This window comes from Pantoea sp. X-Soil-ISGK-259, assembly GCF_059730705.1.
Window position 1 is genome coordinate 820,010 of sequence record NZ_AP035986.1, and the last position, 12,405, is coordinate 832,414.

The 12,405-nt window shown below is 52.4% G+C and carries 7 protein-coding genes, 2 tRNA genes and 3 rRNA genes; 7 read left to right on the forward strand and 5 right to left on the reverse strand.

The window, feature by feature from the left end:
- Positions 1 to 4: 4 nt before the first annotated feature.
- The gene (locus AC6I77_RS03645; RefSeq protein WP_003852613.1) at positions 5 to 658 is read right to left on the reverse strand and encodes a methionine ABC transporter permease MetI; all 654 of its coding nucleotides are present in this window, start codon (positions 656 to 658) and stop codon (positions 5 to 7) included.
- A complete protein-coding gene (metN, locus tag AC6I77_RS03650) occupies positions 651 to 1,682 on the reverse strand; it encodes a methionine ABC transporter ATP-binding protein MetN (protein ID WP_003852611.1) in 1,032 nt (343 codons plus the stop codon). The genes AC6I77_RS03645 and metN overlap by 8 nt, the downstream gene beginning before the upstream one ends.
- Positions 1,683 to 1,871: 189 nt before the next feature.
- Between metN and gmhB the strand changes: the two genes are divergently transcribed.
- From gmhB to AC6I77_RS03680, 6 genes are all read left to right on the forward strand, one after another.
- On the forward strand, positions 1,872 to 2,432 hold the full coding sequence (gene gmhB, locus AC6I77_RS03655; protein ID WP_003852609.1) for a D-glycero-beta-D-manno-heptose 1,7-bisphosphate 7-phosphatase: 561 nt from the start codon (positions 1,872 to 1,874) through the stop codon (positions 2,430 to 2,432).
- A gap of 406 nt (positions 2,433 to 2,838) precedes the next feature.
- Positions 2,839 to 4,381, forward strand: a 16S ribosomal RNA gene (locus AC6I77_RS03660).
- Positions 4,382 to 4,469: 88 nt separating this feature from the next.
- Positions 4,470 to 4,544 (forward strand) — tRNA-Glu (locus tag AC6I77_RS03665).
- A gap of 230 nt (positions 4,545 to 4,774) precedes the next feature.
- Positions 4,775 to 7,682 (forward strand): 23S ribosomal RNA (locus AC6I77_RS03670).
- 93 nt (positions 7,683 to 7,775) lie between these two features.
- A 5S ribosomal RNA gene (gene rrf, locus AC6I77_RS03675) occupies positions 7,776 to 7,891 on the forward strand.
- Together the 16S, 23S and 5S rRNA genes with 2 tRNA genes alongside form the textbook arrangement of a ribosomal RNA operon.
- Before the next feature lie 87 nt (positions 7,892 to 7,978).
- Positions 7,979 to 8,055, forward strand: a tRNA-Asp gene (locus tag AC6I77_RS03680).
- A 73-nt stretch (positions 8,056 to 8,128) separates the two neighbouring features.
- Here AC6I77_RS03680 and yafC read toward each other — a convergent pair.
- A complete protein-coding gene (gene yafC / locus AC6I77_RS03685) occupies positions 8,129 to 9,031 on the reverse strand; it encodes a DNA-binding transcriptional regulator YafC (protein ID WP_497816724.1) in 903 nt (300 codons plus the stop codon).
- A 263-nt stretch (positions 9,032 to 9,294) separates the two neighbouring features.
- Here yafC and AC6I77_RS03690 point away from each other — a divergent pair, with 263 nt between their 5' ends.
- Positions 9,295 to 10,089, forward strand: coding sequence for an endonuclease/exonuclease/phosphatase family protein (locus AC6I77_RS03690; RefSeq protein WP_105099467.1), 795 nt, complete (start codon positions 9,295 to 9,297; stop codon positions 10,087 to 10,089).
- Positions 10,090 to 10,189: 100 nt separating this feature from the next.
- On the opposite strand, the gene mltD is transcribed toward AC6I77_RS03690, so the two are convergent.
- Positions 10,190 to 11,566, reverse strand: coding sequence for a murein transglycosylase D (gene mltD / locus AC6I77_RS03695; protein WP_154925767.1), 1,377 nt, complete (start codon positions 11,564 to 11,566; stop codon positions 10,190 to 10,192).
- Positions 11,567 to 11,637: 71 nt separating this feature from the next.
- A complete protein-coding gene (gene gloB, locus AC6I77_RS03700; RefSeq protein WP_003852545.1) occupies positions 11,638 to 12,393 on the reverse strand; it encodes a hydroxyacylglutathione hydrolase in 756 nt (251 codons plus the stop codon).
- Between the last annotated feature and the right edge of the window lie 12 nt (positions 12,394 to 12,405).

The following is a 12,405-nucleotide window of genomic DNA, read 5'->3' on the forward strand; positions in this document are numbered from 1 at the left end:
TTGCTTACTTATGGGACACAGCATGCACGATGCGGTCGCCACAGAATTGAATGAGATACACTAAAACCACTAACAACACTAATACCGTATTCATCACAGTGGCGTTATATCCGATATAACCATACTGATAACCGATCTGGCCCAGGCCACCGGCACCCACCGCGCCACCCATGGCGGAGTAACCGACCAGCGTAATCAGCGTGATGGTCGCCGCGTTCACCAGGCCCGGCATCGCTTCCGGCAGCAGAACTTTACGGATGATCTGCATTGGCGTGGCACCCATGGCACGTGACGCTTCAATCAGGCCGGTTGGCAGTTCCAGTAAGGCGTTTTCAACCATACGCGCAATAAACGGCGCAGCACCGACGGTCAACGGCACGATAGCCGCCTGCAGTCCGATTGAGGTGCCGACGATCACGCGGGTAAAGGGAATCATCCAGACCAGCAGGATAATGAAAGGAATCGAGCGGAAGATATTTACCAGCGCGGAAAGCACGCGATAAAGACCCTGATTCTGAAGAATCTGTCCTGGACGGGTCACATAGAGTAAAACGCCGACCGGCAGGCCCAGCACAAAACCGAAAAAACCTGAGACGAAGGTCATCATCAGCGTTTCCCACACGCCCCGTCCCAGCAACCACATCATCGCTTCAGACATAACCTAACACCTCTACTTTCACATGATTCTCCTTCAGCCAGGCAATCGCCTCGCGGGTATCGCTCTCTGTGCCGTGCATTTCTGCCAGCATAATGCCGAACTTCACGCCACCGGCGTAATCCATCTGCGCACTGATAATGTTGTTATTCACGTTGTAACGGCGGGCCGCTTCGGAAAGCAGCGGCGCATCAACCGATTTACCGGTGAATTCCAGTCGCAGCAGCGGCACGGTATTTTCAGATGCGGTGGCAGAAAGACGCTGCTGATAGTCATCCGGGATATCCAGATGCAGCGTGGACTGAATAAACTGCTGCGCCAGTGGCGTTTTAGGATGAGAGAAGACTTCGCTGACACTATCTTTCTCAATCAGCTCACCGTGACTGATGACCGCAACCTGATCGCAGATGCGTTTCACCACATCCATCTCATGGGTAATCAGCAGAATCGTCAGCCCCAGGCGGCGGTTGATGTCTTTGAGCAATTCCAGAATTGAACGTGTGGTCGCGGGATCCAGTGCGCTGGTCGCTTCATCACACAGCAGGACCTTGGGATTACTGGCCAGGGCACGAGCAATCGCGACGCGCTGCTTCTGTCCGCCCGACAGATTGGCGGGCCAGGCATCATGCTTATCGGATAATCCCACCAGTTCCAGCAACTCAGTGACGCGAGCGTTGATCTGCGCACGCGAGAGATTACCCAGTTCCAGTGGCAGAGAGACATTGCCCGCAACCGTTCGTGAGTTCATCAGGTTAAAATGCTGGAAGATCATGCCGATCTGGCGGCGCGCCTGAGTTAACTGGCGTTCGTTGAGTGCGGTTAAATCCGCCCCATCGACCAGTACGCGGCCCGAGGTTGGGCGCTCCAGCAGGTTAACGCAACGAATCAGTGTACTTTTACCGGCACCGGAAGCGCCGATAACGCCATAAATCTGTCCGGCAGGCACATGCAGGCTCACATCCGTTAATGCCGGAATAGTCCGCGAGCCTTGCTGAAACACTTTGGTGATATTTTCAAGTTTAATCATTATGTTATTAATTATCGTATTGCGTTGTCCGTGGTGTGGGAAACCTCGTCGCTTTTGTTCATTATAAAAGCTGGATGGATGTTAAGGCATCCAGACGTCTAAATCAATGAAAGTGATTCAATCTGACATTCTCCCTTTTATAGCAATCATGCGATACTGATCGGCAATTTTTACAGCAGGAGTTTCTACGTGGCGAATAAAGTCCCCGCTATTTTTCTTGATCGTGATGGCACCCTTAATGTCGATAATGGCTATGTCCATGAGATTGATGACTTCCAGTTTATTGACGGCACCATTGAAGCGCTGCAACAACTGAAGGCAATGGGATATGCGCTGGTGGTTGTGACCAATCAGTCTGGTATCGCGCGCGGTATGTTTACCGAAGATACCTTTATGCGGCTGACTGAGTGGATGGACTGGTCGCTGGCCGATCGCGACGTTGATCTTGATGGCATCTATTTCTGTCCTCACCATCCTGAAGCAACAGTTGAAGCGTTTCGTCAGGAATGCGACTGCCGTAAGCCGCAGCCAGGCATGCTGCTGACGGCACAGGAAGAGCTGCACATTGATATGGCTGCTTCTTATATGGTGGGTGACAAGCTGGAGGATATGCTGGCCGGGCAGGCTGCCGGTGTCGGCACCAAAGTGCTGGTGCGCAGTGGCAAACCGATTACCGCTGAAGGTGAAGCCGCAGCAGATTGGGTAATTAATAGCCTTGCAGAGCTGCCAGGACGCATTAAAAAGGGTTAAAACGGCGCTTTTGTGCAAATTTCAGGCGAACAGTGAAAAAGTTGTAATTTGCACTTGCGCTATCTCAGCCGTTCCCTATAATGCGCCTCCACTGACACGGCAAACCGGCAACGGAAAACGGGTCAGCAGGCACAGGAGACTGCGCCGCCGGAGAAAAACTTCTGAAATAGAGGTTGACTCTGCAGGAGGAAAGCGTAATATACGCCACCTCGCGACAGGACGCTAACGCACTGTTCGCACTGCTCTTTAACAATTTATCAGACAATCTGTGTGGGCACTCGCAGGATTGATATCAGCGTCTTAGGACGCAACAAAATATCAAAGCCTCACGAGTGAACACATAATGAAATTCATTATGACGTTTTACAGATGAGCACCGCTTAACTTGTTTAAGCAAATCAAACTTAAATTGAAGAGTTTGATCATGGCTCAGATTGAACGCTGGCGGCAGGCCTAACACATGCAAGTCGGACGGTAGCACAGAGGAGCTTGCTCCTTGGGTGACGAGTGGCGGACGGGTGAGTAATGTCTGGGGATCTGCCCGATAGAGGGGGATAACCACTGGAAACGGTGGCTAATACCGCATAATGTCGCAAGACCAAAGAGGGGGACCTTCGGGCCTCTCACTATCGGATGAACCCAGATGGGATTAGCTAGTAGGCGGGGTAATGGCCCACCTAGGCGACGATCCCTAGCTGGTCTGAGAGGATGACCAGCCACACTGGAACTGAGACACGGTCCAGACTCCTACGGGAGGCAGCAGTGGGGAATATTGCACAATGGGCGCAAGCCTGATGCAGCCATGCCGCGTGTATGAAGAAGGCCTTCGGGTTGTAAAGTACTTTCAGCGGGGAGGAAGGCGATGTGGTTAATAACCGCATCGATTGACGTTACCCGCAGAAGAAGCACCGGCTAACTCCGTGCCAGCAGCCGCGGTAATACGGAGGGTGCAAGCGTTAATCGGAATTACTGGGCGTAAAGCGCACGCAGGCGGTCTGTTAAGTCAGATGTGAAATCCCCGGGCTTAACCTGGGAACTGCATTTGAAACTGGCAGGCTTGAGTCTTGTAGAGGGGGGTAGAATTCCAGGTGTAGCGGTGAAATGCGTAGAGATCTGGAGGAATACCGGTGGCGAAGGCGGCCCCCTGGACAAAGACTGACGCTCAGGTGCGAAAGCGTGGGGAGCAAACAGGATTAGATACCCTGGTAGTCCACGCCGTAAACGATGTCGACTTGGAGGTTGTTCCCTTGAGGAGTGGCTTCCGGAGCTAACGCGTTAAGTCGACCGCCTGGGGAGTACGGCCGCAAGGTTAAAACTCAAATGAATTGACGGGGGCCCGCACAAGCGGTGGAGCATGTGGTTTAATTCGATGCAACGCGAAGAACCTTACCTACTCTTGACATCCACGGAATTCGGCAGAGATGCCTTAGTGCCTTCGGGAACCGTGAGACAGGTGCTGCATGGCTGTCGTCAGCTCGTGTTGTGAAATGTTGGGTTAAGTCCCGCAACGAGCGCAACCCTTATCCTTTGTTGCCAGCGCGTGATGGCGGGAACTCAAAGGAGACTGCCGGTGATAAACCGGAGGAAGGTGGGGATGACGTCAAGTCATCATGGCCCTTACGAGTAGGGCTACACACGTGCTACAATGGCGCATACAAAGAGAAGCGACCTCGCGAGAGCAAGCGGACCTCACAAAGTGCGTCGTAGTCCGGATCGGAGTCTGCAACTCGACTCCGTGAAGTCGGAATCGCTAGTAATCGTGGATCAGAATGCCACGGTGAATACGTTCCCGGGCCTTGTACACACCGCCCGTCACACCATGGGAGTGGGTTGCAAAAGAAGTAGGTAGCTTAACCTTCGGGAGGGCGCTTACCACTTTGTGATTCATGACTGGGGTGAAGTCGTAACAAGGTAACCGTAGGGGAACCTGCGGTTGGATCACCTCCTTACCTGAAGATACCTTCCCGCGCAGTGTCCACACAGATTGTCTGATAAAAAGTAATGAGCAGGACGGCTGCGAAGTCGTGACACTATCGTGTCCCCTTCGTCTAGCGGTTAGGACTCCGCCCTTTCACGGCGGCAACAGGGGTTCGAATCCCCTAGGGGACGCCACCTGCTTGGTGACAGGTGAAAGGTGTCTCCATACAGTATCTCAAAACCGTTCTGGTTGCGTAAGCAGCCGTGGCGCGTTTGAGATATTTGCTCTTTAACAATCCGGAACAAGCTGAAAATTGAAACGACGTGTCGTTTTCATTCTCCGTAATAAGAATGAAAAATGCGACATGTTCGAGTCTCTCAAATGCTTGCAGCTCGCAGCGTTGTAAAACGCCTGTGGGTTGTGAGGTTAAGCGACTAAGCGTACACGGTGGATGCCCAGGCAGTCAGAGGCGATGAAGGACGTGCTAATCTGCGTAAAGCGACGGTAAGGTGATATGAACCGCTACAGCCGTCGATGTCCGAATGGGGAAACCCGGTGCACTCTGTGCATCATTGCAGCATGAATACATAGTGCTGCAAGGCGAACCGGGGGAACTGAAACATCTAAGTACCCCGAGGAAAAGAAATCAACCGAGATTCCCCCAGTAGCGGCGAGCGAACGGGGAGCAGCCCAGAGCCTGAATCAGCATGTGTGTTAGTGGAAGCGTCTGGAAAGTCGCAGGGTACAGGGTGATACTCCCGTACACAAAAGCACACGTGCTGTGAGCTCGATGAGTAAGGCGGGACACGTGGTATCCTGTCTGAATATGGGGGGACCATCCTCCAAGGCTAAATACTCCTGACTGACCGATAGTGAACCAGTACCGTGAGGGAAAGGCGAAAAGAACCCCGGCGAGGGGAGTGAAACAGAACCTGAAACCGTGTACGTACAAGCAGTGGGAGCCTTCTTTATGGGGGTGACTGCGTACCTTTTGTATAATGGGTCAGCGACTTATATTCTGTAGCAAGGTTAACCGTATAGGGGAGCCGCAGGGAAACCGAGTCTTAACTGGGCGTTAAGTTGCAGGGTATAGACCCGAAACCCGGTGATCTAGCCATGGGCAGGTTGAAGGTTGGGTAACACTAACTGGAGGACCGAACCGACTAATGTTGAAAAATTAGCGGATGACCTGTGGCTGGGGGTGAAAGGCCAATCAAACCGGGAGATAGCTGGTTCTCCCCGAAAGCTATTTAGGTAGCGCCTCGTGAACTCATCCTCGGGGGTAGAGCACTGTTTCGGCTAGGGGGCCATCCCGGCTTACCAACCCGATGCAAACTGCGAATACCGAGGAATGTTATCACGGGAGACACACGGCGGGTGCTAACGTCCGTCGTGAAGAGGGAAACAACCCAGACCGCCAGCTAAGGTCCCAAAGTCATGGTTAAGTGGGAAACGATGTGGGAAGGCACAGACAGCCAGGATGTTGGCTTAGAAGCAGCCATCATTTAAAGAAAGCGTAATAGCTCACTGGTCGAGTCGGCCTGCGCGGAAGATGTAACGGGGCTAAACCATGCACCGAAGCTGCGGCAGCGACACTATGTGTTGTTGGGTAGGGGAGCGTTCTGTAAGCCGTTGAAGGTGTGCTGTGAGGCATGCTGGAGGTATCAGAAGTGCGAATGCTGACATAAGTAACGATAAAGCGGGTGAAAAGCCCGCTCGCCGGAAGACCAAGGGTTCCTGTTCAACGTTAATCGGAGCAGGGTGAGTCGACCCCTAAGGCGAGGCCGAAAGGCGTAGTCGATGGGAAACAGGTTAATATTCCTGTACTCGGTGTTACTGCGAAGGGGGGACGGAGAAGGCTATATCAGCCGGGCGACGGTTGTCCCGGTTTAAGCGTGTAGGCGGAGGGTCCAGGTAAATCCGGTCCCTTATTAACGCTGAGGCGTGACGACGAGGCACTACGGTGCTGAAGTGATAAATGCCCAGCTTCCAGGAAAAGCCTCTAAGCATCAGGTAACACAGAATCGTACCCCAAACCGACACAGGTGGTCAGGTAGAGAATACCAAGGCGCTTGAGAGAACTCGGGTGAAGGAACTAGGCAAAATGGTGCCGTAACTTCGGGAGAAGGCACGCTGGCGCGTAGGTGGAGGGACTTGCTCCCCGAGCCGAAGCCAGTCGAAGATACCAGCTGGCTGCAACTGTTTATTAAAAACACAGCACTGTGCAAACACGAAAGTGGACGTATACGGTGTGACGCCTGCCCGGTGCCGGAAGGTTAATTGATGGGGTTATCCGTAAGGAGAAGCTCTTGATCGAAGCCCCGGTAAACGGCGGCCGTAACTATAACGGTCCTAAGGTAGCGAAATTCCTTGTCGGGTAAGTTCCGACCTGCACGAATGGCGTAATGATGGCCAGGCTGTCTCCACCCGAGACTCAGTGAAATTGAACTCGCTGTGAAGATGCAGTGTACCCGCGGCAAGACGGAAAGACCCCGTGAACCTTTACTACAGCTTGACACTGAACATTGAGCCTTGATGTGTAGGATAGGTGGGAGGCTTTGAAGCGCGGACGCCAGTTCGCGTGGAGCCAACCTTGAAATACCACCCTTTAATGTTTGATGTTCTAACGTAGGCCCGTGATCCGGGCTGCGGACAGTGTCTGGTGGGTAGTTTGACTGGGGCGGTCTCCTCCTAAAGAGTAACGGAGGAGCACGAAGGTCAGCTAATCACGGTCGGACATCGTGAGGTTAGTGCAATGGCATAAGCTGGCTTGACTGCGAGAGTGACGGCTCGAGCAGGTGCGAAAGCAGGTCATAGTGATCCGGTGGTTCTGAATGGAAGGGCCATCGCTCAACGGATAAAAGGTACTCCGGGGATAACAGGCTGATACCGCCCAAGAGTTCATATCGACGGCGGTGTTTGGCACCTCGATGTCGGCTCATCACATCCTGGGGCTGAAGTAGGTCCCAAGGGTACGGCTGTTCGCCGTTTAAAGTGGTACGCGAGCTGGGTTTAGAACGTCGTGAGACAGTTCGGTCCCTATCTGCCGTGGGCGCTGGAGAATTGAGGGGGGTTGCTCCTAGTACGAGAGGACCGGAGTGAACGCACCACTGGTGTTCGGGTTGTCATGCCAATGGCATTGCCCGGTAGCTAAGTGCGGAAAAGATAAGTGCTGAAAGCATCTAAGCACGAAACTTGCCCCGAGATGAGTTCTCCCTGACTCCTTGAGAGTCCTGAAGGGACGTTGAAGACTACGACGTTGATAGGCCGGGTGTGTAAGCGCAGCGATGCGTTGAGCTAACCGGTACTAATGACCCGTGAGGCTTAACCTTACAACGCCAGAGGCGTTTTTGAGAGACACGATTTTCAGCCTGTACCGGATATATCTGCGCGGCCTTAAGGGGCGGCGCGGAGAACAGAATCTGCCTGGCGGCTTTAGCGCGGTGGTCCCACCTGACCCCATGCCGAACTCAGAAGTGAAACGCCGTAGCGCCGATGGTAGTGTGGGGTCTCCCCATGCGAGAGTAGGGAACTGCCAGGCATTAAATTCGTTCCTTTTCCCCTGACAAGGAAAGCAACAGGAACAGACGGCTCTCAGCCGGTTGCTGAGAACCGTGAAAGAATCGGTGGAGCGGTAGTTCAGTTGGTTAGAATACCTGCCTGTCACGCAGGGGGTCGCGGGTTCGAGCCCCGTCCGTTCCGCCACTTAATTGGAAAGCCCTGACTTAACGGTCAGGGCTTTTTCCATTGTGCAGCCAATAACCCCGCCCATAAGACCTTACGTGCGCCACGGTTGCTTAGCTGTCCACTCACTGAGAAAATCGATAAAAGCCCGCACACGCTGGCTCACGCCAATATCGCTATAGTAAACCGCATTGAAGGGCATCTCGACCGGCAGCCGCTGATCGGCCAGCACTTCCACCAGTGTTCCCTCCGCTACCTCACGATCAATCATATAGTCCGACAGATAGGCAATACCATTACCGTTAAGGCATAACTGCTTGATCGTCTCACCACTGTTCGAAGAAAGAGCCCAGTTGATATCATAGAGTTCGCCGCTTTCACGGGCGACGGGCCAGCGATTAAGTTTTGGAGAGTCATCAAAGCCAAGGCAGTAATGGTTATCCAGTTCAGCGACAGTTTGCGGTATCCCATGCTCACGAAGATAGGCGGGTGAAGCAACCACCTTGCGAAAACTGTTGAACAGCAACCGGGCGCGCAGCGTCGAGTCGGTCAGATTGCCGGCACGAATGGCGATATCGACTTTTCGCTCAATCAGATTGATGAAACTCTCTGAGGAGATTAAAGAAATAGTCACTTCAGGATAGCGCTGACGGAAGGGCTTAATCATCGGCATCAGCAAATGCAGAATGACTGGTGTCGCGGCATCAACCCGCAGCAGGCCTTTCGGTGTCTGCAGACTTTCGATCAAATCGCTTTCTGCTGTAGTCATCTCCTGCAAAAAACGCTGAACGTGGCGGAAATAGCGTTCGCCCTCCTGAGTCAGTGCCAGCTGCCGCGTTGTGCGGGTCAGAAGAGCAATACCCAGCTTGCTCTCCAGCTTTTTAATGGTCCTGCTGACGGCAGAGTTCGCCATCTTCAACTGTTCAGCAGCGCGACTGAAACTCCCACTTTCTACTACGCTGACAAACACTTTTAGTTCGTCAGAAGATGCCTTCATTCTTTCTCCCTGCAGTGCCGTGACCATTAAATCAGTTTATAGCCGATAATGTTGTGATAACCAGTATAGAGCCCTCGATGATGACAACCTCAATGTCGTCTGCCGATCTGCCTCGATTTGCTTAGCGAGCGTAAAAGGGCTGCTTTATGCTGGAAATGCGTGATGAATTCCGACATTCACCTGCATCCATTGAAACCCCGGTCTAGAATCCCTATAACAGACAGGTGTTAACTGTATTTTTGAATCATCAGCCAGGCGGGAAAGTGCGCAAAAAAACTTATGCAATGCGATATGTAGCAGGACAACCAGTGGAACAGATCTTTCCACCTGGCGCGATGCTCCATCTCGGTCAGGCACTGCCTCCCGGCGCCCCGTTGCCAGCGCATCCAAACCTCAAGGTCCTGGTATGGAACATCTTTAAGCAGCAACGCGCGGATTGGATGTCAGTACTGGAAGGATTTGGTAAGGATGCACATCTTGTATTACTGCAGGAGGCGCAGACCACACCTGAACTGGTGGAGTTTGCGACCAGTAACTATCTGGCTGCCGATCAGGTGCCCGCCTTTGTGCTGCCTCAGCACCCCTCTGGAGTGATGACACTTGCCTCTGCGCACCCGGTCTATTGTTGTCCGTTACGTGAGCGAGAACCTCTGCTGAGGCTGTCAAAATCGGCACTGGTCACGGCTTACCCTCTGCCGGCCGGTGATATGCTGATGGTCGTCAACATCCATGCGGTTAACTTCAGCCTCGGTGTGGACGTTTACAGTAAACAACTGGGACCTATTGGTGAGCAGATTATGCACCACCAGGGACCGGTAATTATGGCCGGTGATTTTAATGCATGGAGCCGTCAGCGCATCAATGCGCTCTACCGGTTTGCACAGCGGATGAAACTGGAAGAAGTCATGTTTACTGCCGACCATCGTCGTAAAGCGTTTGGCCGCCCGCTGGATTTCGTCTTCTATCGAGATCTCAGAGTGAGCGAGGCATCCGTACTGGTCACGCGCGCGTCCGACCATAATCCGCTACTGGTGGAGTTCAGTTCAGGACGTGAGTAAGAGACATTAAGGCTGCCAGCAGAAGGAAAGGGAAGGGATGCGTAAACGGCGGCAGATGCATAAAAGAAAAAGGCTGACAATTGTCAGCCTTTTCAACGTATCAGGTATCAGGGGTTGCGTTATTATTCACAAACAGCGTTAAGTTATCGCCGGGTTGAATATCTTTCGCATTGTCCAGCACACTGTTCCAGCGCATCACGTCTTTAATATTGACGCCGTGATGACGGGCAATACTGTCAAGAGAATCACCCTTACGAACACGGTAGGTGATGCTGTTGCCGTTATCAGCCAGTCGGGTGCCATTCAAACCGATAGTCAGAGTCTGACCCGGTCGGATATCAGCACCGCGCAGGTTGTTTTCCTGCTTCAGTGTCGAGACGCTGACGCCAAGTTTAGCGGCGATACCAGAAAGCGTATCCCCACGTCGCACTTTATACCCGCCACTCGCGCTGGCTTTTGCAAGCTGCGTCGGCTGTACTGCTGCGATGTCACCGGAAGCCAGTGAGTTACGCAGTTTAGCGACGTTCGACTTCGGCACCATAATATAGTGCGGGCCGTTTGGCGCTGTTGCACCGCCTTTGTAGCCGGTATTGAAGCTCTTCAGTTTCGTGAGCGACATACCTGCCATTTCGGCAGCCTGCGTCAGCTGTATCTGCTGACCCACTTCCACTCGCGCCAGAGCACGACTTTCATTAGGTGTCGGCAGTTTGATACCGTAACGCTTGTTATTTTTGAGCAGTTCACTCAGAGCTAACATTTTAGGCACATACACGGTTGTTTCGCGTGGCAGCGATAAATGCCAGAAGTCAGTCGGCTTACCGCGCGCCTTGTTCTGCTTAATCGCTTTAAGCACACGTCCTTCACCACTGTTATAGGCGGCGATGGTTAATAACCAGTCACCGTCAAACATAGTGTTAAGACGCTGCATCATATCCAGCGCAACTTTCGTGGATGCGACCACATCACGTCGCCCATCGTAATACTGGTTTTGTTTCAAACCATAGTTTCGACCCGTAGCTGCAACAATCTGCCAGATGCCAGCGGCATTGGCGGATGACGTTGCCCGGGGGTCAAAAGCGCTCTCCACTATGGGTAGCAGTACCAGTTCCATCGGCATTTTACGTTTCTGTATCTGCTCGACTATCCAGTACATGTACGGCTCTGCCCGTAATGTTACATCGTGGAGATAGCTCTTATTTTTTAAAAATTTTCTTTTTTGTTCGCGGATTGCCGGGTTTTCCGGAATCCCCATCTTCAACTCGTCACTAATGAAACTCCAGAGATCTGCGTCTGCTGCGAGGCCAGTTCCATCTTCCTGCCATCGCGGCGACAAAAACTCGTCTCCGTACTTTCCATTTTCACCTTGACCAGCTGAAGACAGACTCTGTGCATGCTGTTCGGGAATATTGGCATCGTTCCTGGACGCCTGACATCCCACCAGCAAGACTGAGGCGAGTAATATCGCTTTAGCCTTCATATGTGTGTCAATAGTTCGCTTAAAAGACGAGCAACTATACGTGACGACTTTTCACAACACAACCCGAAAAATCAAAAAGCGTCTTTCTTCTCGCGTAGAACAGCAAATGTATGCCATAGCGGTTCATCAGAAACATTAACGTTTAAAGCGCGTTGTAAATCAACGTCTTGCGAACGGAGAAATAAATTAATTGACCGTTCGTGCGCCAGTTTTACAGGCAGACTAATGCCATTTTCAGCGCGTAAGTCCTTAATTTTCTGATATTCGGCCATTATTTGCGGGTCATGAGGCAGAATAGCCGCAGCAAACTTCAAATTGGATAAAGTATATTCATGCGCGCAACAGACTAAGGTTTCTCCTGGTAGCTGATTAAGCTTTTGAAACGAATCATACATTTGCTCTGCTGTGCCCTCAAAAAGGCGTCCACAGCCACCCGAAAAGAGGGTGTCGCCGCAGAAAAGATAAGGCGCACTGTAATATGAGATATGTCCTAAAGTGTGACCAGGGGTATGAATCACGTCGAAAGTCAGCCCCAGAACCGTGACTTTATCCCCTTCGCTGACGATCGTTCTGGCTCCTTTGGCCTCGGTTTCCTGAGGGCCGTACACCTCCAGTTGCGGGAAATGCTCACACAGGGTTTTCACTCCACCGGTATGATCGTTATGGTGGTGAGTCAGCAGGATGGCGACCGGCTCCCAGCCGTTGGACGCCATTTTTTCTAACACCGGTTGGGCTTCGCCGGGATCGACAATCAGGCATTTACCTTGATCATCCGTCAGTGCCCAGATGTAGTTGTCCTGCAACGCAGGAATACTGGTAAGATTCATCATCACCTCTCG

Excerpts from the sequence above, each read along its gene's own strand:
- AC6I77_RS03645 (WP_003852613.1), bottom strand. The coding sequence starts at position 658 with ATGTCTGAAGCGATGATGTGGTTGCTGGGACGGGGCGTGTGGGAAACG.
- metN (WP_003852611.1), bottom strand. The coding sequence starts at position 1,682 with ATGATTAAACTTGAAAATATCACCAAAGTGTTTCAGCAAGGCTCGCGG.
- yafC (WP_497816724.1), bottom strand. The coding sequence starts at position 9,031 with ATGAAGGCATCTTCTGACGAACTAAAAGTGTTTGTCAGCGTAGTAGAA.
- mltD (WP_154925767.1), bottom strand. The coding sequence starts at position 11,566 with ATGAAGGCTAAAGCGATATTACTCGCCTCAGTCTTGCTGGTGGGATGT.
- gloB (WP_003852545.1), bottom strand. The coding sequence starts at position 12,393 with ATGAATCTTACCAGTATTCCTGCGTTGCAGGACAACTACATCTGGGCA.